The organism is Gallibacterium genomosp. 2, from assembly GCF_000771895.1.
Lineage (GTDB): Bacteria > Pseudomonadota > Gammaproteobacteria > Enterobacterales > Pasteurellaceae > Gallibacterium.
Genome location: NZ_JPXY01000028.1, coordinates 1 through 21,076 on the forward strand (window position 1 = coordinate 1; position 21,076 = coordinate 21,076).

Consider the following 21,076-nt stretch of genomic DNA (forward strand, 5'->3'; position numbering starts at 1 on the left):
ATGCCAGTAAATATAATCAACTTTTAACTCTGCACACTGAAACAATAATTGATTTACTTTGGATAATGGCACGCCCTATTGGATTCGAACCAATGACCTACGGCTTAGAAGTGCGTTAATTGCAAAATCTTTCAAATAAAATTACCAATATAAACAATGACTTACAGAGCGACCCACTCCAAAAAATACTGTATGTTTTATCTTATTTTCATTGTTTTTGTACGAAAGTAGTCACAAAAAAGTCACAAAACCAAAAACTTGCTGAATGGGAAGCATTTTATAATTATGCTAGACCGCATTCAGCCATCGGAGGAAAAACACCTTATGAACGTTTGTTAGAAAAAATTAAGTGAACTATAATAGTTTTGTCAGCGGAGGTTGGCATCCCCCCAGCTCCACCAAATTTGATATAACAGTGATACAACTATAATAATAAAAACAATGATTTATGAATATAAGCGTCATTTTTATATCACTGTAATACAACCTAAAATGATCCGCAGATGATCCGCAAGATACTTTAATATCAAAATACAGGGCTGATTTATTACACTTTATCTAATTATCGTATAAGATAGCTAATCCCAATACATATAGCACAAATAGCAAAGCCTAATGCAAAAATTATTGCTGCAGTGGCTAACATTTTTCCAACTTTATCTGCGCCTTCTTTACTCATATTTCCACCTACCTTTACTTGATGTTTTGGTGTATACTTAATCAAAATTGCTCCTTAGTTTGCTAAACTTGGATAAGGGGTAAAGAAAACCCCGATTGTTGGTCGCAATCGGGGTTTATTTTTTATTCCGATTACATAGCGCAATTATGCTATGTAAATTATCCCAATAACTGCTGCTCTACTTCAGCACTGCTTCCTTGTAATTTAGTATTTCACAATTAATAGGGAAATTACTTTTAAAGTCCTTTAAAGGTTTTATCCAATCTCAATTGGATAACCACCTTTTCCTGTGAATTCAAAAGTTTTTTGATGATGTGGCCATAATACCCCTTCGGAAGATGGTATCAAAGAATCTGCCTCTAAGTAGGTATCACGATTATCTCTACCTCCCTCACTAACGAAATCATCGCTATATGTCAATGTCGCTACTTTCCAACCTCGTTTTAATAATTGATCTTCCGGGTTTGATTGAGCGTAAGAAGTAAGTAATTCTACAGCACGCTTATCATCAATACCAACATCACTTGGGCTAGGTTTAATAGTTATGCCATAAGTTGGATATAGCGTGTAACTTAACTTAATGCCCTGATCAAGCTTGTCATAAATGACATCAAGTCGTTCATCTTCGATATTTCTCCCACCTTCACACTCATAAATTCTATAATGGTTGATATTCTCATCAATTTCTTGAGCGTAATAATTTACCACTTTGACTCGTTCCATTTCTGTTAAATTAGGTGCGTAGATTTCATTTTTTGTAGATGGCAATAACTTAAGTTGTTTCATAAATTCTGAGGCAGTGGCGGCATTGATTACGGCAAAACGCTCTTTATTTTGGACATCACAATCAATAGGTTCAATAAAAAAGCGGTATTTTGTGAAAAATGCACCATTTTCTAGATAGAAACGTATCTCATTTTCTCCAATATTAAACTGCTGATTATCCGCAGCTAAAGTGATTTCTGTAACACTAGATGAAACTAAAATTTTAGGATTTTGATTAATTTGATAGGCTGTATCAACGCTTAGCCCAGTAAGTTTGATTCGGTAATTGGCGCTGTATCTTATCGTTTCTACAGGATTATCATTCTCTAACATCGTCAGTTGCGGATTATAACCCGGTGTAATGAAGTATTCCGGAAATGGTGTTCCGCTCTGCTTGATTACATACATTAGAAAATGGCGTTTAATCAACTTATCCAATTCACTTGTATCTAAACGATAATTTTTTTCTCTAGCTTGTTGATAAAAGACATTAAGGTTTTCCGGTGTTAACACAGAGAAAAAATCTAAAGCATCTTCACCTTTTTCTCCTTTATCACCTCTAATGAAGTTCAAAAAATCTTCTATTGTGCCACTATGTCCAGCTTCCAGCCAAATTTCATAGGCTGACTTCCCGTTCATACCTCTTTCACCTGTCTCTCCTCTTTCACCCTGTTCTCCTTTCTCTCCACGAAAAATTTCACCAGGTAAAATACTGACTTGTAATTCAATCTCGTTTTTACTGATTTCTAAATTCAATTTACTCATTTAAATCTCCTGAATCGTTAAAATAGTTTCTTTAAAAAGTTATTCCGTAATATCAGGTTCAATGGTTATTTTGCCTGCAAATAAGGTTCGCACACACCCTGCTTTTCGCATCTGACAGTCATAACGCCAACGTACCGCTTTAACATTTTTTGTTAAGTTATGGCTGAATATCAGTTGCATTGTAAAATCATCAAGCACCAAAATTGAACCTGATTCATTGGATAATGTCAGCGTTTCATTTCCGACGTTACTTTTCAGCGTCATTTTTAATTCAGCCTCTTGCAAACTAAAATTAGGTAAGGCTTCAATTCGTACAGTGAAAATCGTGTCATCACCTCGATAAATTTTAAGATCTTTAATATCCATAAGTTCTCCTAATAAAAAACCCAGCCTAATGACTGGGTTTTGCTTTAATTTGATTTTCCACAATCTATGCCACAATCTGATTGGTAGATTTTAAATGCTGATAAATGCGAACAAGCATAATTTCGTTCGGTGTTTTGCCAATGTCTTCCTCCGTAAGTGGTTTTTCCGTCAGCATTTTTGCTTCCTCCGGATCGATATATTTATATTCGCTAATCATCGGCACAAAGTCGATGAGTTCTCCTTCACTATCTTCGCCGAAGCCCAGCACATATTTGGCATTAATGGCGCCATCATCTGAGGTGGCATAGTTGGCGATAGCTGAATAAACGGGTTTTAAGATTTTATTAAATGTTGTCATTGTGATTTCCTTTTTTTGAATGAAATATAATTTCACCGTGATAATGTTGGGTTTTAGTGTACAACATTATTACGGCGATAGGCTAAAATGTGATAAGTGGAAAAGGGATTAAACCCTATTTAATGCAGTTTCATAGACTTGTGATAATTCTCGTTTACCAACCGTCAGTAACAAAAAAGTAATATGTGTAGTCGTATTCGATGTTTTGCCGATGTCTTCCTCCGTCAGCAATAAAGCCTTATACTTATAGATGTATCGTTTTAGCCGTTCCGGTAATCATCGCCTCAATGGTTATCGTGACAGTTTCATCATTAAGCCTTGAACAATAAGTAAAGGCTAAATGCCCTCTTATATTTTTTCGCAGTAAATAGCTGCTGATATTCAGGTTATAACCAAGAAACGTCCCATTGAACCAAATCACCTCGCCTTTAGCCAAGTTTTTATTAAAGACTGCTTCGCCATTTAATCTCGCCTCTTTAACGGTGTCTTCCATAAAATTGGAACGTATACTAATCAATCTATCGGCTTTAGCCGGTTCAATGTAAATATTCATTGTCTTTTGATTGTTTCTTTTCGTCTTTATTTTATGTTCAAATCTTTCATAAATTCCCCAACCTATCAATTCTGTCACTTCAAGCTGCCCGGTAAATTTTCCCGTCGCCCCCTCAAACCTTGCCCCACGAATTGTGCCGCCATTAATGGTGGTGCCGTTTATGGTCGAACCATTGATAGTACCGCCTTGAATGGTGTTTCCCTCAATACGAGTACCAGTAATCGTACCTGCCGTAACCTTACCCAAATTCGCACTAATCGCTGATAAATTAGAAACATTTAACTTATCGGCAGACAATGAACGGGTAGCTATATGTGTTGAAGTGATCGCATTTGTTGCAATCTTGCTGGCATTTATCGCCCCTGCTGCAATTTTCTCTGCGGTAACAGAATTAGCAGCAAGTTTTTCAGCAATCACTGTGCCAGTTTTAATCGAACCGCCGTGAATCACCGTAACACCAGTTGGACACCACGGGCTTGGTTCTCTAGTATATTGTGTACATTCTTCAAGCATTGGACGACGCAGCACAGTAAATGTATTACTGACATTCGCTTTTTTAAATTGATTGAAGATACAACGTGCCGTTCCTGTTGCCGTTACTTTGAATTTAATCCAAATGCGAGTAGTGTCTTTTAAACCATTGGTATAGCTAGCATTTGAGGTATCACCCACACCAGTTTCACTATAATTGCGACTGATATTAGAAATCACTAAACCATCTCGTAACTCAATATTTACCCCCACTCCGCCACGATGTGCTGCGACATAACCTGAGAGTAGATACCAATTTCCTGCGACTAGCTTAATATCTTGATAAATACCGCCAAATCGCCCTGCGGCTGAAGTTGAACTCACCATTTCCGGTTGCCAACGATACTGGTTCTCTCCTTCTAAATACTCTTTCCCTTGCCAATTTCCACTAGAATTATTATTTATATTAAGTCCTGAATTAGCTTGTATAACGCTTGTATCTTGATATAAAGTCCACCCGTCCGCATTGTTGGCAAAAATCGGGTTATAGAGCAGATTGCCGCCTAAGCCAATCGCCAATTTGTCCGCTGTCAATTCGCCGGCGGCAATGTGTGTTCCACGAATCGCACCAGCTTGAATGCTGCCGGTGGTCACGCTGTTGGCTGCCAGTTTATCTGCAGTAATGGCATTCGCTCTTAATTGCTGTGTGCCGACTGCTGCCGCCTGTAGATGGTTGGTGCCAATGCTGTTGCTAGCGATTTGGCTAGCACTGAGGGTGCCGCTTAATTGTTGTGTAGGAATGCGTGCGAGTTTCTCCGCCGGAATAACGCCATTGATTTGATCCGGCGTGATGTTGTCAATCTCCATCGTGGCGTAACACTGCCCATTCCAAGTGTAAAAACGTTTATCCGCTAAATTGTAGATCAGGTTAACCTGTTGAAACTGCGCCACATTGCCGAGCGTTTCCACCACTTTCACCGCTTCCAAACCTCGTGCGGCAAAGCCGGTGTCGATCACCTCATTGACAACGTTTTCGCTTAGCTCCTGTTGCAATTCGTTCAAGGCTTTTTCAATGTCGGCACTGGTTTCGCCGCGCAAGCCTTGCATTTGGTACAGCGGCCCCACATTTTGTCCACGTGTATGACACAGCCAATAATAGTAGACACTGTTCGGTGCAACGGTGTGCGCATACATTCGGTTGTCACTCACTTTCACTAAGCGTTTTGCCGCCATCCAGTCGTCTTCGGTCGCAAAATAAATTTCTGTTTGCGTGAACTCATCCACATAATCCCACTCAATCAGAATGTTTTCAATGCCGCCACTGACCATAACACCGGTCGGAATCGGTGGCCGGTCAATGGTAAAGGTTTTTGTCTTTTCACTTAATACTCGACCTTTATCATCTTTGGCAATGATAACCACGCTATAATTGCCATTCGGCAGATTCTCTAATTTCAATTCTGCCGTTTTTTGCCCGATATAACTTTGATACAGCTTTTCGCCTTGATAAATCAAAATATCATAACGTGTAATGATCGCATTGCCGGCGGTCACTTCCGCATTGATCACCGCGCCTGTGCCACTAGCAGTGTTAATCACCACATCGGTGAGTTGCGGCGCGGAATATAATGTTTTCGACACCGCTTCAAAATGCGCACCGTTATCAACAATCGCCTCTTTTTGGGGTTCGTGTTGCAAGGCAGTAATGGTGTAGCTGCCGTTTTCGTTTTCACTGATCGACACTGCTCGATATAAACCACTACGCACCGCAGAGGTCGCCAACGACCACACACCAAATTCGGTCAAACCAGTTGGCACGCTGTCTAAGGTGACAACTTGCCCTTTGACGGCGTGAATCTTAATGGTTTGCTGTTTAGCTTCAGCATTGATATAACTGAAATAACTTGCACCATTTAATTCAATTTCTCGATCTAACGTTACTTCTCGCCCTTTCACAGTCAACACTCGCCCACCAATTGCCGTGCCTGCATAATGATTATCAGCAACACGGATAATATCACCTGGCAAATGCATTAACCCCTCACGTCCAACTGAAAAGGTAATAGTCTCTTTTTCTAATTTCTCGGTTTCTAAAATCCAACGCCCTAAGCGGTAAGCCTGTCCACGGCTAGTACAACCAAACGCCGTCACTTTTTTTACGTTAGCCCCGTAACGTTTTACTGCGCCATCATCCGATACATACTCTATTTTCTTCTCATAAAAATCGTTTTTATCGAGATATTCCACGTGGATAATGTTATGCCGTGCTTTTAAGGCAGAATAGCTGCGCTCAAATTCGCCGTTGACCACATTGGCATTGGTATAAGTCCACACTGGATCACTCGGTCTATCCTGAATGGCAGTGAGCTGTTGCCCATTCCACACCGGCATTGCACGAAAGATAGAGGCTAAGTCGTTGATTAAGTCATAGGCTTGTCGCTGTTCTGTCAGCCAACAGTTGCAGGTCATTCGTGGCTCTGTGCCGCCAAAGCCGTCCGGCACCAACACATCGCAATATTGTGCAATCGCATACAACGCCCATTTATCCACGTTAAAATCGCCTAAACGCTGCCCCATTCCATATCGTTTGTTAGTCAGTAAATCGTAAAAAACCCACGCCGGATTATTAGTCCAAGCAACTTTAAACCGTCCATCCCACAAACCACTGTAAATTCGTGTGTTAGGGTCATAATTCGTCGGTACTTTTACTTTAATGCCTTGTATTAAATAATTACGTTGAGGAATATTAGAAAAATATTCAGAATCAAACATCACACCTGCTAACGCAGTGTTAGGATAAGCAAATTCCGTATCAATAATTTCAGTGTAACTTGACCAAACTGTCGCATTTTGTACACGTTGTTGTTTACTGTCTGCAGTTAATCGCTCTACTTTAATTTGAAATGGTACTGCTGGAAGATGATCGATCACCATTTGTCGCAAATACTGACTACTATATTTTCCATTGAAATGGATTGGATATTGTTGCTCGCCTACAGTAACCAACAAATCCACACTCGCACCCACCGTATCACCGTTATCTTTTTGCTGGAACAGACTACGCACACCAAGTGTTAAACGTAATCGAGTAACTTTCTCATCCGTTACGGTGCGTGTCAGTGCCGTGTTTTTTTTCACCTCCGTACCAACCCCAATCTCACGCTCCGAGGTGTTAAAACCTTGCATAATATCCTGATCTTGCGAACCAATTGTTCCTTGCAATTCCATATTACGGAAATTATAGCTTCCATCGGCATTTTGAATTGGAGTTTTATCCAAATAGACGGATTTCACGCCTGCTTTTAAACCTTGAATTTCCCCTTCGGAAATCACTTCTACAATTTTAATACGTTGCTTTGAGCGACCACTTTCGGGTGCTTCATACGGCGTATGTCCGCCACCACCACCTTTACCCATATTATTTATCCTTTTCTAAACAAGCCTTTCTTCGGTTCAGTTTTTTTCTTCATCTCTTCATCAACGTTGTAAGTCTCAACACCTTGTGAAATGATGAGTGACCCAACCATAATCTCACCGTAAGCCAACGGAACGGGGCGTCCTTGTGCCGACAAGTTACCAAGGTTACTAAACGATGTAGATTGTTTTTTCTCCTGCTCCGTGCCTACACTTCCCATTTTGGGTTGTGGTGATAAAAGTTGAGTTACCCCACTTAGAATCATTGAGGCTCCAGCCATAAATGCCATTGTTGCACCAGTGTACCCTGCCGCACCAAGATACGCCCAACCTGCTGCTCCACCGGCATACCAAGAGGCGGCAATTAACACCGCACCTACCACAATATTAAAAATACCGCCATTTTTTGCCCCTTTAATCACCGGCGTGAGATGCACCACGGCGTTATCGTTTAATTTGTAGAGAATATCTTTCTCCAGTGATGTGGCAGTAACGAGATGTTCGTCAATCCGCACTTTGTAATAACCTTGCTGTAAGGCTTGTCGAAAGCCGACCAATTGACAGCATAAAGCACGAATCGCTTCCGCCGTATCATCCACCGCTAAATCAAAGGCAGTGCCAAATCGTTTAAGATTGCCGTAAAGTTTAATTGTTGCCATTGTTGGTATCTCCAAATACTATGCGTGTGTTTCAACCAATAACCGTCATATAAATCTCGTTTTGATAATCGCTTAGGAGAGTGATGCAATACCCAGTTATCCCCTAAATAGATTGCAGCGTGATTAGGTACGTCAGCCCCTACTTGTATTAAAATAACATCGCCACGTTGTACTACATCCACCTGTTCAAAACCGTGTTTTTCCATATTATCTAGATACAAATTAGCCCCTTCATTCCACCACTCATCAGCACGTTTAAAATCGGGAAAATCCACACCAGATAACATATAGGCATCACGAAACAGGCTATAGCAATCACTTTCCCCGTGAACAAATTCACGCCCTAACAATGGCTTGATATAACGAAATTTATGCACGTTATCATCACAAACCAACCACCAATCCAAACCGGATTGCAGCTGCATTTGCCTATCTGCTGTTGATAAAATTGGCTTGCCATTCGGGTGAGAGTGAACAATTGCGACAATGCCGTCATATTGATTAGCCTCTAGATAATCATCAGACGAAATCTCAAAATAATTTTCGGGGTCATCTGCGATATTCACACTCGGTAAAAAAACTTTTTTACGTCCTTTAAAAACAACAAAACCGCACATTTCGTGCGGTTGTTGTTGCTTTGCGTGCTTAATAATATCTTGTTCTAACGTCATATACTTACCCTATTTTATTCACTGAAGGAAAACCACCGAAATTGATGGTGTTATTACGCAACTTACACCCTGTCAAGCATCGACTACATTTGTCTTTTTTCGGATCACTGGTCGGCATATCTTTTTCATCCGCTACTGAACCGCCTGTATAACCACATTCCGCAGATCGATAAATCCAAGCACACGTATCTGCCATCACCATTCTTGCGGGTAAAAAAGCATTATCAGTTTCAGTTGGTAATGCTAATGTAAAAGTAGCAATATCCTGTTTTAAACTGCTTAACTGTTCTATAATGTAAAGACTAACTAGCTCCTGTGTCGGATCAGCGTGTAAATTACCCTCTTTGAAATTAACCGCATCTAGATAGTGCATATAAACCCGTCGCCGACGAACAACTGCTCCCACGGCTTCATTGAAATCCACAGCAATGCCGGTAATTAACCCCAACAGATTAGAAACAGTTAAGGTAGGACGATTGCTAGGTCCGTTACCGTTCAACTCAAATCCGCCAGCTTTGATTGGATAGGCTTTATATGTCTGCCCTTGCCACACAATATCTTGATAACGTTCATTTGTGCCAGCATAGAAACGGTAAATTTCTCCCTGATCACCTTGCTTGTTTTGTAACATTGTCATATCCACTTCATACAACTCAATCAAAGCGTTCTGTTCAATTTTGCTTAATTCTAGCTTAAATTCGTGACTAATATTGTGTGGCATTATGGCACTTCCTCAAATTCACAACTAAATTCACTATAGGTTTGATTCATTGTAACGTTCCATTTACCACATACCACTTTTTTACGATTATGGGTGAACGGGTCATTAAAATAAAAAGGCTCAACGCCACCGTGTTGAGCCAAGAATGTATCCACTGCCAAACGCTCCCTGTTTTTCACTTTCACTGTTACTGGATAACGTCGCAGCAAAGTGTTAATACCAGCTCTAGCGCGTTGTGCATAGCCGTCACCAAATTGCACCACTATACGACGCGGTTCATTTTCAATCGTGAGTTTTGGTCGCACGCACCATTTAAAAGTTTCCATTAAGCAAAAGCTCCTCCGGCTCTAAAATTAGTTTGTAACATATTGTTTGCTTCCTGTTTAGCAATTTTCCGCATTAACTCCACCGTCACCTGCAGCTGATCGCCTTGCTGTTTTTGTGTTACTTTGGCATCTACTGGCTCACCGTTGTTGATTACCTTAATACTGACATTGGCATTTTGTGTTTTTGATTTCACCATTGGCACTTTCGGCACAGCAACACCGCCACCATTGGCAAAACCACGTCTAGTACCGTAGTTTAAGAAATCAAGATAATCTATACCGAGTCTTGATGTAGCTTCTTTGGTAATAACATATTCGCCTTTGTGGACGATACCGGCAGGGGTGTATTTACCGCCTAAACCGGTGAAGCCACCGTTATCAAAACCGACTAAACCCCCTTGGGAAAAGCCCAACAATTTCCCAAAAGACGTGCCACCAAAAGCGGACTCAAGCGCCTTGAACACCATCATTTTCATAATCATTGCGCTAATATCTTTGATGATCGACTGTGCTAAATCATTAAAATTTGCTTTCCCTGTCAATACAAAATCTGTTAACGCATCAGACATTCCACCAAGTGCATTTTGTGTAATTTGAGAGACATTCCCCATGACATTATTAGCCGCATCACCAAATTGATTTAAACCATCTTGCAAACCTAGTAATGGATTAGACTGTGCTAATTCTTTTTGTCTTTCAATTTCAGCTCTACGCTCTTTTAGCTTGATAATTTCCACATCTAATTGTGCAGCATTCTCTTTTGACATCCCGATTTTAAGGCGTGCGGCTTCCAGATCTAATTGATGGTTATACTGAATTAAATCCTGCTCTTTACGTGTTTTTCCCAACAGACTTAATTCAAACTCCATTGCATCAAGCTGTTTGTTGTTATTGATACCGAACTGAGCAATCGCTTTTTTCTGCGTTTCGCTATCAATTTGATGTGCCATTTCTTTCAGTTTCGCTACACCTTCCACACCGTAGGCTGCATATTTTTCTGCATTGGCGGTGATGTCTTGTTGTAGCTTATTAAACTCTTGGTACTGACTAGGTTCACCGAACAGCTTAATATCCTCAGTATCAGCTCTTAGCTGTGCAATACGGTTTTGCATATCCGTTAACTGGTCGGTGTATTGTTTCTTGTAATCAGGACCACTACTTTTAGTTTTTACTTTTAATTCTTTCTCTATAGACTGGGTTTGTTGGTCGGTTTCAAATAACTTTCCAATATCCGACCCCATACTGAGCATTGTTTTAAGTTGTTCTGCGGATAAATTTATCGCTTTAGCGGCACTTTCAGCTGCGGCAACATCACCATTAGCAATTGCATTTAAAACCTTAGAATACTCTGCTCCTTTAACTCCCAACACCTCATAAAGCCCAGCTAACACAAATGACGCTTTAGCGTGACCTTTATTTTTTAATTCTAGAACTTCTAATTTAGTCCTTAAGTCATCAGATTTTTTTGTGAGTTCCTCTTGAGCTTTTTTAAGGTCTAACACCGCTTGAGCAGCTCTCTGTGTTTCTTGTCTTGTATCATTGAGCTTAGCTGGTAATTCTGCCAATACTTCATCAATTAATTTACTATCAACACCCAACAGCTTTAATTTTCTTGCAAAATCCTCTGTACTTTTCCCATTTTGCATAAATACAATGCCAAGCTGGGTAATTTGTTTTTTCAATACGGAAAAATCAATATCCTGATTTTCTTTAATTTGCTGCAATTTATCTTTCAGTAATTCTATATCTTTTTTGCTTTTTTCTGATAACTCTAAACCAAATTGCCAATGAGTGGTTTGAATTTCTGAAATTTCCGCTTCTAAACTGATGATCTGTTTTTTATAGTTTTCAAGCTCTTCCATTTGTTTAGCGATTGTCGATGAAAGAGCACTAGCACTTAACCCCTCATAGCTCTCTTTTAAACGTTCATTTGCACTTGCTGTATCAAGTGCTTTCTGTTGAGCCTCTTTTGCTTGCATTGAAAAATAAAATAATGCACTTCCAGCAAGCATTGCCGCTCCAGTTGGTCCCCCAAGTAAACCTAACGCTCCTTTCAATATTCCGCTTGCTTTAGAAGCTAAACCGTTTGCTACTGATAGCTCACGTTTTGCTTGTGCTTCTTGCTTCGCTAACGCAATAATTTGTTGTGATTGAACTTTCATCTGCTCACGCAAAGCAAATTGCGTACGTTCACTTTGAGCCACTTTATACTGTTCTGCTAATACCGCTTGTGTCGTTTGCATTTCTAAGCGTTTCGCTCTAATGCTGTCATATGTCGCTTTTACCGAACTATAATGTTCTTTCGTATTTTTAGCCGTATTATAGGCACTTAATAACATTCCATTGGCATATCGTCCAATATAAGCCACTCCACCCGCTGCCACTAAAACACCAGTTAACTTTATCAACATCTCAAGGTTATTTGCGGCAAAATTGATACCTTCAGCAAAAACACTTGTAATACCATTCGCTTTGTCTAACTCACCAATGGTTTTTACCATATTAGTTTCTAAATTTGTGAATGCCTGAGAAACTGTAATAACACGCTTCTCAAAATCACTATCTACAGAATCTTTCGCTTTTTTTAATGCTTCAATCACTTTTGGAATCGCCAACTCTCCAGCTTTTCCCATTGCTTTCAATTCTGCAGTAGTAATCCCTAAGCCTTTTGCAATTGCGTCAGCAAGCCCCGGCGTTTGTTCCATTACGGAATTGAGTTCATCTCCACGCAATTCACCACTTGCCATTGCCTGCCCAAACTGCATTAGTGCAGCTTCAGCAGATGCTGCACTCGCACCTGACATTGCTACGGCTTTAGAGACTGTTTCTGTGAGTGATGCAACCTCTGCTTGTGATAAGCCAAGTTGCTTAGCATTTTTAGCAAATCGTTGATAAACTTCAGAGGTGGCATTTAGGCTTTGATTAGTTTTTAGGGCAATATCGAAAACAGACTCTGTCACCGCTACCATTTGAACAGTGCTTTCTGTGACTAACCGCATACGGTTTTGTAGTTCAGTGTAGCTATCAGCGTACTGTAATGTTTTGGAAGCTGCAGAAGATAAATAACTTGCTGCAAAACTGCTAATGCTAGCCAAAAAATGTCGACTTGTTGTCTTATTAATGGAAATTGCTGCTCGCTCTATATTATTTAAATATTTTGCTGTACGTTCAGAGAATTGTTTAGCACTATTTTTAGCTCTATCTAAATCTGTTTCAAATAATTTGATAAATTTTCTTGTTTGGTGAGAAGATTTATCCAGCCCTTGTTGAAACTCAGCTGTTTCTAAACTCAAATTAATATTTAACTTACCTAATGACATAATGCCCCCAATAAAAAACCCGCATTAAGCGGGTTCTTATACAATCTATACAATCAAAAGCCTTATTTAATAATAATATATTTTACAGGTTTCTTTGCTTTTCTCTGTTTTTCCAAGTTCTTGTAACGTTTATCTACCTCAATAAACATCATCACTAAACGCACTAAAAAAATCGTAAAAAATATGCCAAGAAAGATAAGGATATAAATAAAGTCAACAGCAAAAAATAAAAATATGATCCAAAATATACCAACTATCAAAAAGAAAATTTTGGCACAAAATTTAACGAAATCAATCATATTTCCACCCTATCTTTATTAAATTTAGCAGTAATCAGTTTATCTACCAAATAATTTATTCCATTTCTCCTCACGGGATAAATGTAGATCTTGAATAATCCTGAAACACCATATCAATCTATTTCAGCAAAGAAAATGCTTATCTTATCTACCTACCCCAACATGCAACTCAGCTCCACAAGCGTTCGCATAACGTTGCAATGTTATAAAAGACGCACGGCTAGCATTTTTCTCTAATTTACTGACTGCTGGCTGGCTTACCCCCATTCTCATTGCAACTTCTGATACAGTCAACCCAGCTTTTTGTCGTAACTCTACAAGTAAAGCTTGTAACTCTTCAATACGTTTCTCTTGAATATAAAGTGCCTTGGTTTCTTTGTTTTTTAACAAAGTCTCTTTTACAGTTTTATAACTAACGGCTTGTACTTTCATCTGTCATTTCTCCCAATCGTTTAAAAGCGAGTTCAATCTCTGCTGCTGGTGTTTTTTGTGATTTTTTCACAAAAGTACGCAAAATATAAATTTTCTTCCCCACAGCAAAAGCGAAAAATGTCCTTGATATATCTTTACTTCCTGCTCGCAACTCAAATAAACCATCTTTAATTATGCGAGTATGCGGATAACGCAATTGATTTCCTTTTTCCTCAAGTTTATCAAGTGCATTCAACGCCTTAGCCTGCATTATTGGCGATAACGCTTTAATCTCCTCCATCGCTTCAGGGTGAAAAAGTAACTCAAACATAAAAATATTCATAACCTTTAATTTATATTACAAGCATAACATAGCACACTATCATAACTCAAGGGTTATATATAAATTTTCTTGTTTGATTAGTAGATTTATCTAATCCCTGCTGAAATTCAGCTGTTTCCAAATTTAAATTAATGTTGAACTTACCTAAGGACGTCAATTCCTCCCATAAAAAAAGCCCACTAAATAGCGAGCTTATGTCAATCAACGGATTATTCAATATCGACCAAATAATCGATTTATTTTTTCTTCTTTGGTTAGTGTTGGATCACGTAAAATCTTAATAATCCAAATAATACATAATATTAAGGGAATACTCGGTAAAATTAGCGCATATAGCAGACCACGATAATATTCATCACTTAATGGGATTAAGTCGATCAATTTTACACCATAATGGACATAAACGAAACCAACAACAGCCAGCAGAATAAACGCAAATATTCGCTTAAAACCTATCATTGCTAATATAAAAACAGTACTAAATTCACTCATCGCTTACCTCCAAAATTTATAGGTGCAAACTCAATCTACCAAATCCCCACGGGCAGTCAAGCTATTTCAATAAAGAAATCAATAAACTTTTCCCCGCTAATTTGATTGCCTCAAAAGATAAATCAATCCCTTTAGTTTTAATGATTTGTTTAATTTTATTCCACGCGGTATCGCTTCGGATTTTGTCAAGAAATTCGTGTCCTTGCCACGTTAAATTTATCGCCACAAAATCCGCATCGCCCATTGTAGAATTATCTTCAATGCAAATCAGTTCAGCCTGTGCCAACAGTTGATAATGATATGCCACTACATCAGGCGGAAAGCCTTTTATACTCTCACTATCCAACGGCGTATCATCAACCTTTTGCTCAAGTTTGAACAAAATTTTGCGGATAAGCTCCCAATTTCGTTTCATTTGGTTCTCCTGTAACCGCACTTAAACTAAAGTGCGGTCGGTTTTTATTGAATTTTTAGAAGTTGTTTAATCTCTTCGGCTGTGGTTGTTCGTCAAGCAGGCTTAGCATTCCTTTGATGAACATAATGCGTTCGCTTTTGGCTTGAACATATTTTCTCGCTTTGGTTAAAGCGTTTTCGGTTGGCATATTGAGGTTATAGAGGTAATGCCCTCCGATAAATTTGTCTATATCTCTGCCAAGATGTGGGTATTCCTTGCGTATTTTTTCGCCCATTTCATACGCACCATTAAGTGAGTGGTACAGGTTGGCAATAATGCGGATTGCTTCTTCATCGGCTTCCACTTCGGCAAGAGGTAAAGGTTGTTGTTTTGGTTTATTCCAATAATCAAACAACGCTTGATAACATTCTCTTTTGTAGGTGATCAATGTTTCTCGGATTTCAGGTTTCACCCGTTTTACATCAATGCCAAATAGCCAGCCGTTGAGGTATTGGATTGGGAGGCAGAGCATTTCACGCTTTTTGCCGTCTTCAGCAACTATGGTTATGATAACCATAGTTGAATTTAGTATTTCATCTCTTTTCAATCTTTGAGCCTGAGCAGTCCAATCTAAACCTATGTTCTCACAGATCGGTTTCATTGCTGTATAGTGTGTGCCATTTTGTTCAAAAGTAACTAAAGATTGATTATGGAATTGAATTGTTTGAAGTTGAGTGTTCATATAAGAACTCCTTTGAAAGTTTTTCGAAGTTTAAGATTAACCCTGTTATAGGGTTGCCAAGAGGTTCGAAAACCGCCAAAGGAACGGTCGGGATTATTCCCCTTTCGGGTGTTTTATTCTCCGCCCTCTCGGCATAGAGTGATATGTGCGTTCAATTCGTTATGAGAAAAAAGGAGAAACACAAATTTTACGCATAAAAAAAAACCGCTATGCTATCGGGTGCGGATTACCGCCTTTGGTTGCAGGTTTCGACGCCTATGTGGATAATATAAAATAAAGCCCTATTTATTGCAATAGGGCCTATACTTTTTTCTATTTTTTCCTAGAAAAATTATTGTCATCTTGACAATATTCCAAACAATCTTTGATTAAACCGCTAATTCTTAATATATTCTCAGGTCTATCAATGATAATGTTAGATCCACTAATTTCTAATCCTGCTCGCTGAATCTCAGCTTTATGGATCTCGGCGAGCTCCAAAGGAACCGTAATACTTGGTCGTTGTTTATTATCGAAGTAACGTAAGATCCATCTGTTTGTTTTTCCCTTATACAATACCGTAAAATATGATTCAGTATCTTTGGCATCAATTTCTGCATCTTCGCCTAAAATTAAAACAACATAATCAAACAGCAAACGTTCTGTATATGTTGTTACAATTTTACTGTTCTCCGGATCAATTAGTGGTGCTTTTTCATCAATTTCTTGTTCCGGCTCTACGGCTTCTTCCAAAGGCTGGTTTCGTCTTGATAAACCTGATACGACCATCGCACTTACTGATTTTTCTACTGCCTGCTTAACAATTGACGTAATAGAATCAAGAAATCTCTGATTCAGTTGTCTGCCAATATTTGAACGGCTGGCAACATAACGAACAAATTCACTATCAACATCTTTTAAGCTTTCTGTAATTGTTTTCGTAAAAGCCGAAAGATAAACACTTTCTTCTGCTAGTGTTCTCAAGGCTTCTGGCTGAAATCTATCGTGACAGAACTGGCTTAATTGAGTTATTTTGGAATCATCCACATTCTCAAAATTGATCCGTAAAAACGGCGTATCGTCCATTATGTTTTTTTCTTTTAGATCAGTAAAGAAACGCCATTCTCTCCCATTTGTAACGGCTGCTACAGTAACCTCAGGCGTTGCATTAAAATATCTTGATAACTGTGGAACGTGATTCGTCAAATTCTCATTGTACGATTTTGCCTCAATAAACATCACCGGGACATCGTGGCAGAATAATGCGTAGTCCACTCTTTCACCATTTTTTGCCCCAACAAAATCAGCAGTGTATTCAGCTCTAACTCTAGTTGGATCATATGGGCTAAATCCTAATATATCTAATAAAGGTAATATTAATGCCTGCTTTGTTGTTTCTTCTGTTGTGCAATGTATTCCAACATTAATGACGTGTTGTATATGTGATAAAACGCGATCTTTAAATAAATTCTGGCTCATATTAACTCCTAAGCTAAAAAATAGGTGTTAATCATAGCAAAATCAAAGCCGTTTTAAAGTGATAGAGATCACATAGAGGTAGCATAATCTACCTCTGTGCCAAAAACATCTCGCTACCATCATCAAAATCTTGGCTATTTTCCACTGCACTTCGTTCCGCAAAAAACGGCATAAACTCGGTAAGTTTTGGGCTGTCTTTTTTCGGATCGCTGTTAATCGCCGCTAAAAGATAGGCAATTTGTGCAGTGCGGTAATCTTCACGCCACAAGCCGAACGGTTGTTCTTGGTAGAATTGTTCATATTCTTGCAAGTGGCTTTCAGGCATTGCTTCGATTTCTGATAGCGTTTTACCCAACGCAAGGGATAAAGTTAGTTGGAACTTGCGTCGGGCTGTGAGTTTTTTTGGGTATCTGCATTTTCGGCTTGATTAAAGGCGGTAAGTACGCTGTCATCAAGGGTTAAAATGGCTTCTAAATCTTCGATATTATCAGGGTCGAATAAATTATTGCCTTTTTCATCGCATAATTTGATGGCAAGATTGCGTGCAAGACGATATTTATCCGCAATCGGTTCAAGCTGCTTGGCGAGTACATCTTCATCATTCAGATTCAACTCAATGCCTTGTGCCATTGCCTGTGCTTTCAGCCAATTTTGATATTCAAACACTTCACGGTTTACATCACCTACAGTAAAAGAACGGATATAGTAGGTATTGCCGTTGAGTTCAAAAGGTTTCAATGTGGGTTTAATTGCGAGTAAAGTTGCTTTAGTGCCTTTGTTCATTGTTGATTTCCTTATTAGTTATTCAAAATTGGGAGTTCAATTTGCATTTTGTCTTCGAATAATCGAAGTGTTGCTTCAAGTAAAGGTTTTTTCTCTTTCCATTGACTTAATCCTTGTCCACAGAGGCTTGCAAATTGTTTTTCAGCCTTATGTTCACCAAGTACTTGATAATACTGTTCTAATAATCCCTTAGTGCCTTTGGCTAACTCTGCTTGCATATAATCAAATGCCTCAATATAAGCAATTTTGAATTCAACTGCTTTTTTGCCTGTAAAGCCCATAACTAAAAGCACAAAACCATTCTTAGTCATCTCAACGTAAGGTTGAGGCTTGCCGTTTTGTAACCTATTGTTTTTAAAGCAAAACGCAAAATTGCGTTCGATAAAATTATCAGGGCTATTAGAAATTAAATTCTCAATTGCTCGCAATACATCAGAATGTCGTTTATTGAAAACTTTAGCGACGATCTCTGATGTAGTTACTGCATTATTTTCTTTAATCTGTACAAACTGTTTAAAATTTTCTGGGTTCGCAAGTTGCATAATAATGCCCTCTATTTTTAGATATAAAAAAACCGCCTGTATTGCTACAAGCGGTCTGTTTTTGTGCTTTTTTTTGTAAAATTACACTGGTAATAAATAATCCCGTTTGGATTGTTTAATGGTTACGCCCGATTCAAACTTACCTTTTACTTCACCGCTAATGTTGGTGCTGGTTTGAATAAAGCCTGTGCCATAGAGCGATCCTTGATTGTTTTTGAACACAATCAAGTAAGGGAACGTTTCTTTACCGTAGAATTTCTTGCGTAGATCAGCTTGCATTGCGGTAGCGGGTGCCCAGAAGAAAGTCAGTTTTACGTTACCAAACTCAATATCGCCCGGTTCGGTTTCCGTTCCCTCACTGCACATTGTGGTTACATCTTCCTCTGAAAGCGTGTCGCCATCTTTTTCAATGTTTTTGATGGCGCAGAAGTTGTTTGACCACGTTACACGTGCCACTTTGGCATTAGTAAAGACGGTCGGTTTATCTTGCTCCGTCCAATCTACTTCATCTGCCAAAGTGATGTCATTGGTTTGCACGTCTTTCACGGGGTAATAACCGTCTAGCGAGCCAAGCCCAGTAATGCGGAGCAAATCCCCTTTTTTGTAACCGCTATTGGCTACAGTGATTTTGGCATTGGGGGTGATTTCGCACGCGGTGATATTTTTCTCCGCTTCAACGCCTTTGCCGATGTAAAATTTTGTGCCTTGAAAAGGCGTGGTTTGTGTTGCCATAGTTTATTCCTCCTGCCCATAAGTAATTTGATATTGTAGGTTCGCAATGTACCAAGTGCGTTTCTGTGCATCTTGTTCATAGTGATACCCTGTTAAATAACATTGTTGTAAACTCTCTAAATCATCATTTTCAAAGGCTTCTGCCAAACATTGAATGATTTGTTCTGCAAGTTCATCAAGTGGTGCTTCGCCTTGGGTTGAACGTTGATAAATGGCAATATTTAAGATTGCCTCCCACTCACCACCACATAATCCCGTTGGCTCGCTTTGTGCATCATCAATAAAAACCGCTAGCGTGGTTGGTTCGTTGTCTAAGTCAATAAAGGTGGGGCGTCCTGCCCAAACCTTGATAGTCGGATCTAGAGATTGCAGTAACTCAGCAATTTGCTCTCGGATTGCTTTATGAATCAGCATTTTTTCTCCTTAAGAAAAAACCGCACTTAAGCGGCCTTTCAGTTCTTTCTGTAATTCGGTGGGATAATCTTTGAGGGCTTGTTGGTAAGCTGCGGTCAATGGCTGACGTAGTGGAATTTTCACCACATCAATGGAATAGCGCGCCCGCCCTGCTCTTTGCATCACGTGCGTACGCCCATTAGCAAGGGTTTGGATAAAACCACGTTGTACTGCGTATTTCCCTACCATAATTGCCCCACGCCCTTCCCACACCCGATTCGCTTTGCGCTCTAACAGGCGAATTAGCGGTAGTGGCGATACATTAACGCGCAACTGCGCACGCAGTTTTGTGGCGGTTGCACGTTGATGTTTGCCTTGCCTTGTTCTGCCTTTTAAGGTTTTCACCGGCACACCAATCTCTTTAGCAACAACTCTGGTAGCTTGATTGCGCGCTTTTGTTGCCAAATGATTGATGGTTTTTGCCGCTTGGCGGTTCAGCTGCTTCACCACCTTATTCGCATTTCGTCGGATTAAAGCAAGATCTTGGTCTAACGTCATTATTTACTCCAGTTGCAAAATAATCAGTTGATCCACCAACTCAAAGGCTTTAACCAAAAACTGCTTATCCCCTTGTTCCGCACTATCGCCCACACGTGGACGATAGCCGCTTTCTTTAAACAGAGTCAATGTGCGTTTAGTGCCGTTCACCCGATATTCTTCGTTGTACTGCAACATTCCTTCAAAGCGTTGCGGCACTTCATCGTAAGTGGCAGGATAAATGACACCGTCAATCAGCCAAGGCGACATCATAATATCTGTTATCGCCTTGTCTGCTTGTGCTAAAGCCTGTTCAAACGGGTTAAGCATTGATTTTCACATCAACTTGTTCAGATGATGTGCCTGAGTCAGTCCACGCAATACCAAGGCGTTTGTTACTGGCTGCGGTTTTGGTTGCACCATCTGCATCAGACCAATACAGTACATCGCCTTGTTTGATGTCATCGGCTTGTTTTGCTTTCACTCGCCATACACCACCCACAATCCCTGTGCCAGTTGCTTTATTTGCAACGTCGGTAACTGCAACCGCAATCAGATCTTGTAAGACCACAACATCGCCGCTTTTCACATTTTTTGTGGCGACAAAATCAATGGTGTCGCCGTTTTGAATAAAATTTTTCGCCATAATAAGCTCCTGTTATACTTGTTTAATTGCGTGAATAACATCAGGTAATAACCACATCACGCCCAAAATAAATGCCATAAGTAAGCACGCCCATAAGAAAAAACGCACTGATTTTCTCTCATCTAATAATGTCAGCATTATGTTTACCTCTTTAAAAGATGGCAGTTTGATGTTAAAATTCATTCAATTATTTAACCCTTCCTATTTAAGGCTTAAATAAGAAAACCCCGACTGTG

27 protein-coding genes are annotated in these 21,076 nt (G+C 39.5%); 1 reads left to right on the forward strand and 26 read right to left on the reverse strand.

All coding sequences use genetic code 11. The annotated features are described in order from the left end of the window. Positions 1–119 precede the first annotated feature (119 nt). Positions 120–353, forward strand: a complete 234-nt coding sequence (locus P375_RS12985) for an integrase core domain-containing protein (RefSeq protein ID WP_039135641.1) — start codon at positions 120–122, stop codon at positions 351–353. Between the two features lie 209 nt (positions 354–562). Here the strand turns inward: P375_RS12985 and P375_RS12550 are convergent, their stop codons facing one another. The 26 genes from P375_RS12550 to P375_RS12880 form a co-directional block, all read right to left on the reverse strand. Beyond that, positions 563–724 (reverse strand): hypothetical protein, encoded by a 162-nt coding sequence (locus tag P375_RS12550; RefSeq protein WP_167332842.1) that lies wholly within the window; start codon positions 722–724, stop codon positions 563–565. 210 nt (positions 725–934) lie between these two features. After that, the gene (locus tag P375_RS06460) at positions 935–2,209 is read right to left on the reverse strand and encodes a hypothetical protein (protein ID WP_039135643.1); all 1,275 of its coding nucleotides are present in this window, start codon (positions 2,207–2,209) and stop codon (positions 935–937) included. A gap of 39 nt (positions 2,210–2,248) precedes the next feature. Then, the gene (locus P375_RS06465; protein WP_021460831.1) at positions 2,249–2,575 is read right to left on the reverse strand and encodes a hypothetical protein; all 327 of its coding nucleotides are present in this window, start codon (positions 2,573–2,575) and stop codon (positions 2,249–2,251) included. A gap of 64 nt (positions 2,576–2,639) precedes the next feature. Continuing rightward, a complete protein-coding gene (locus P375_RS06470; RefSeq protein WP_039093814.1) occupies positions 2,640–2,933 on the reverse strand; it encodes a hypothetical protein in 294 nt (97 codons plus the stop codon). A gap of 244 nt (positions 2,934–3,177) precedes the next feature. After that, on the reverse strand, positions 3,178–7,374 hold the full coding sequence (locus P375_RS12740) for a host specificity protein J (protein WP_052121809.1): 4,197 nt from the start codon (positions 7,372–7,374) through the stop codon (positions 3,178–3,180). A 5-nt stretch (positions 7,375–7,379) separates the two neighbouring features. Next, positions 7,380–8,030, reverse strand: coding sequence for a tail assembly protein (locus tag P375_RS06480; RefSeq protein WP_039135645.1), 651 nt, complete (start codon positions 8,028–8,030; stop codon positions 7,380–7,382). After that, complete coding sequence (locus P375_RS06485) at positions 7,973–8,701, reverse strand: C40 family peptidase (RefSeq protein ID WP_039135646.1); 729 nt, start codon at positions 8,699–8,701, stop codon at positions 7,973–7,975. The genes P375_RS06480 and P375_RS06485 overlap by 58 nt, the downstream gene beginning before the upstream one ends. 4 nt (positions 8,702–8,705) lie before the next feature. After that, a complete protein-coding gene (locus tag P375_RS06490; RefSeq protein ID WP_039135648.1) occupies positions 8,706–9,422 on the reverse strand; it encodes a phage minor tail protein L in 717 nt (238 codons plus the stop codon). Continuing rightward, the gene (locus P375_RS06495; protein WP_039135649.1) at positions 9,422–9,748 is read right to left on the reverse strand and encodes a phage tail protein; all 327 of its coding nucleotides are present in this window, start codon (positions 9,746–9,748) and stop codon (positions 9,422–9,424) included. Before P375_RS06495 ends, P375_RS06490 begins: the two co-directional genes overlap by 1 nt. Beyond that, positions 9,748–13,068, reverse strand: a complete 3,321-nt coding sequence (locus tag P375_RS06500) for a phage tail tape measure protein (protein ID WP_052121810.1) — start codon at positions 13,066–13,068, stop codon at positions 9,748–9,750. The genes P375_RS06495 and P375_RS06500 overlap by 1 nt, the downstream gene beginning before the upstream one ends. Positions 13,069–13,130: 62 nt before the next feature. Further along, positions 13,131–13,367 (reverse strand): hypothetical protein, encoded by a 237-nt coding sequence (locus P375_RS06505; protein WP_052121811.1) that lies wholly within the window; start codon positions 13,365–13,367, stop codon positions 13,131–13,133. A gap of 144 nt (positions 13,368–13,511) precedes the next feature. Then, positions 13,512–13,799: a helix-turn-helix domain-containing protein gene (locus P375_RS06510; RefSeq protein WP_039087349.1), complete on the reverse strand. Its 288-nt coding sequence runs from the start codon at positions 13,797–13,799 to the stop codon at positions 13,512–13,514. After that, a complete protein-coding gene (locus tag P375_RS06515; RefSeq protein ID WP_039087347.1) occupies positions 13,780–14,109 on the reverse strand; it encodes a type II toxin-antitoxin system RelE/ParE family toxin in 330 nt (109 codons plus the stop codon). The genes P375_RS06510 and P375_RS06515 overlap by 20 nt, the downstream gene beginning before the upstream one ends. Positions 14,110–14,334: 225 nt before the next feature. Further along, positions 14,335–14,613 (reverse strand): hypothetical protein, encoded by a 279-nt coding sequence (locus tag P375_RS06520; RefSeq protein WP_039135652.1) that lies wholly within the window; start codon positions 14,611–14,613, stop codon positions 14,335–14,337. A gap of 61 nt (positions 14,614–14,674) precedes the next feature. Then, the gene (locus P375_RS06525; protein ID WP_039083445.1) at positions 14,675–15,028 is read right to left on the reverse strand and encodes a DUF2513 domain-containing protein; all 354 of its coding nucleotides are present in this window, start codon (positions 15,026–15,028) and stop codon (positions 14,675–14,677) included. A gap of 55 nt (positions 15,029–15,083) precedes the next feature. Then, on the reverse strand, positions 15,084–15,749 hold the full coding sequence (locus P375_RS12990) for a phage antirepressor N-terminal domain-containing protein (RefSeq protein ID WP_082990971.1): 666 nt from the start codon (positions 15,747–15,749) through the stop codon (positions 15,084–15,086). Between the two features lie 312 nt (positions 15,750–16,061). Continuing rightward, positions 16,062–17,207: a type I restriction endonuclease gene (locus tag P375_RS06535; RefSeq protein WP_039135654.1), complete on the reverse strand. Its 1,146-nt coding sequence runs from the start codon at positions 17,205–17,207 to the stop codon at positions 16,062–16,064. A gap of 88 nt (positions 17,208–17,295) precedes the next feature. After that, positions 17,296–17,532 carry a phage tail assembly protein T gene (locus tag P375_RS06540; RefSeq protein WP_039135655.1) on the reverse strand — a complete coding sequence of 79 codons (237 nt, stop codon included), beginning with the start codon at positions 17,530–17,532 and terminating at the stop codon, positions 17,296–17,298. A gap of 44 nt (positions 17,533–17,576) precedes the next feature. Further along, complete coding sequence (locus P375_RS06545; protein WP_039135657.1) at positions 17,577–17,990, reverse strand: hypothetical protein; 414 nt, start codon at positions 17,988–17,990, stop codon at positions 17,577–17,579. Between the two features lie 14 nt (positions 17,991–18,004). After that, the gene (locus tag P375_RS06550; protein WP_039135659.1) at positions 18,005–18,532 is read right to left on the reverse strand and encodes a Rha family transcriptional regulator; all 528 of its coding nucleotides are present in this window, start codon (positions 18,530–18,532) and stop codon (positions 18,005–18,007) included. A gap of 81 nt (positions 18,533–18,613) precedes the next feature. Next, the gene (locus P375_RS06555; RefSeq protein ID WP_039135660.1) at positions 18,614–19,264 is read right to left on the reverse strand and encodes a hypothetical protein; all 651 of its coding nucleotides are present in this window, start codon (positions 19,262–19,264) and stop codon (positions 18,614–18,616) included. 3 nt (positions 19,265–19,267) lie between these two features. After that, entirely contained in the window at positions 19,268–19,678 is a 411-nt protein-coding gene (gpU, locus tag P375_RS06560; protein ID WP_039090690.1) for a phage tail terminator protein, read from the reverse strand. A 9-nt stretch (positions 19,679–19,687) separates the two neighbouring features. After that, positions 19,688–20,215 (reverse strand): phage tail protein, encoded by a 528-nt coding sequence (locus P375_RS06565; RefSeq protein ID WP_013747162.1) that lies wholly within the window; start codon positions 20,213–20,215, stop codon positions 19,688–19,690. Positions 20,216–20,218: 3 nt separating this feature from the next. Beyond that, complete coding sequence (locus P375_RS06570) at positions 20,219–20,524, reverse strand: phage tail protein (RefSeq protein WP_021460852.1); 306 nt, start codon at positions 20,522–20,524, stop codon at positions 20,219–20,221. Next, positions 20,517–20,840, reverse strand: coding sequence for a DUF2190 family protein (locus tag P375_RS06575; RefSeq protein ID WP_013747160.1), 324 nt, complete (start codon positions 20,838–20,840; stop codon positions 20,517–20,519). The genes P375_RS06570 and P375_RS06575 overlap by 8 nt, the downstream gene beginning before the upstream one ends. Positions 20,841–20,852: 12 nt before the next feature. Next, positions 20,853–20,978, reverse strand: a complete 126-nt coding sequence (locus tag P375_RS12880; RefSeq protein WP_268988115.1) for a hypothetical protein — start codon at positions 20,976–20,978, stop codon at positions 20,853–20,855. Positions 20,979–21,076 lie beyond the last annotated feature (98 nt).

Coding starts and splice junctions, on each gene's coding strand:
- P375_RS06460 (WP_039135643.1), bottom strand. CDS start 2,209: ATGAGTAAATTGAATTTAGAAATCAGTAAAAACGAGATTGAATTACAA.
- P375_RS06465 (WP_021460831.1), bottom strand. CDS start 2,575: ATGGATATTAAAGATCTTAAAATTTATCGAGGTGATGACACGATTTTC.
- P375_RS06470 (WP_039093814.1), bottom strand. CDS start 2,933: ATGACAACATTTAATAAAATCTTAAAACCCGTTTATTCAGCTATCGCC.
- P375_RS12740 (WP_052121809.1), bottom strand. CDS start 7,374: ATGGGTAAAGGTGGTGGTGGCGGACATACGCCGTATGAAGCACCCGAA.
- P375_RS06480 (WP_039135645.1), bottom strand. CDS start 8,030: ATGGCAACAATTAAACTTTACGGCAATCTTAAACGATTTGGCACTGCC.
- P375_RS06485 (WP_039135646.1), bottom strand. CDS start 8,701: ATGACGTTAGAACAAGATATTATTAAGCACGCAAAGCAACAACAACCG.
- P375_RS06490 (WP_039135648.1), bottom strand. CDS start 9,422: ATGCCACACAATATTAGTCACGAATTTAAGCTAGAATTAAGCAAAATT.
- P375_RS06495 (WP_039135649.1), bottom strand. CDS start 9,748: ATGGAAACTTTTAAATGGTGCGTGCGACCAAAACTCACGATTGAAAAT.
- P375_RS06500 (WP_052121810.1), bottom strand. CDS start 13,068: ATGTCATTAGGTAAGTTAAATATTAATTTGAGTTTAGAAACAGCTGAG.
- P375_RS06505 (WP_052121811.1), bottom strand. CDS start 13,367: ATGATTGATTTCGTTAAATTTTGTGCCAAAATTTTCTTTTTGATAGTT.
- P375_RS06510 (WP_039087349.1), bottom strand. CDS start 13,799: ATGAAAGTACAAGCCGTTAGTTATAAAACTGTAAAAGAGACTTTGTTA.
- P375_RS06515 (WP_039087347.1), bottom strand. CDS start 14,109: ATGTTTGAGTTACTTTTTCACCCTGAAGCGATGGAGGAGATTAAAGCG.
- P375_RS06520 (WP_039135652.1), bottom strand. CDS start 14,613: ATGAGTGAATTTAGTACTGTTTTTATATTAGCAATGATAGGTTTTAAG.
- P375_RS06525 (WP_039083445.1), bottom strand. CDS start 15,028: ATGAAACGAAATTGGGAGCTTATCCGCAAAATTTTGTTCAAACTTGAG.
- P375_RS12990 (WP_082990971.1), bottom strand. CDS start 15,749: ATGAACACTCAACTTCAAACAATTCAATTCCATAATCAATCTTTAGTT.
- P375_RS06535 (WP_039135654.1), bottom strand. CDS start 17,207: ATGAGCCAGAATTTATTTAAAGATCGCGTTTTATCACATATACAACAC.
- P375_RS06540 (WP_039135655.1), bottom strand. CDS start 17,532: ATGCCTGAAAGCCACTTGCAAGAATATGAACAATTCTACCAAGAACAA.
- P375_RS06545 (WP_039135657.1), bottom strand. CDS start 17,990: ATGAACAAAGGCACTAAAGCAACTTTACTCGCAATTAAACCCACATTG.
- P375_RS06550 (WP_039135659.1), bottom strand. CDS start 18,532: ATGCAACTTGCGAACCCAGAAAATTTTAAACAGTTTGTACAGATTAAA.
- P375_RS06555 (WP_039135660.1), bottom strand. CDS start 19,264: ATGGCAACACAAACCACGCCTTTTCAAGGCACAAAATTTTACATCGGC.
- gpU (WP_039090690.1), bottom strand. CDS start 19,678: ATGCTGATTCATAAAGCAATCCGAGAGCAAATTGCTGAGTTACTGCAA.
- P375_RS06565 (WP_013747162.1), bottom strand. CDS start 20,215: ATGACGTTAGACCAAGATCTTGCTTTAATCCGACGAAATGCGAATAAG.
- P375_RS06570 (WP_021460852.1), bottom strand. CDS start 20,524: ATGCTTAACCCGTTTGAACAGGCTTTAGCACAAGCAGACAAGGCGATA.
- P375_RS06575 (WP_013747160.1), bottom strand. CDS start 20,840: ATGGCGAAAAATTTTATTCAAAACGGCGACACCATTGATTTTGTCGCC.
- P375_RS12880 (WP_268988115.1), bottom strand. CDS start 20,978: ATGCTGACATTATTAGATGAGAGAAAATCAGTGCGTTTTTTCTTATGG.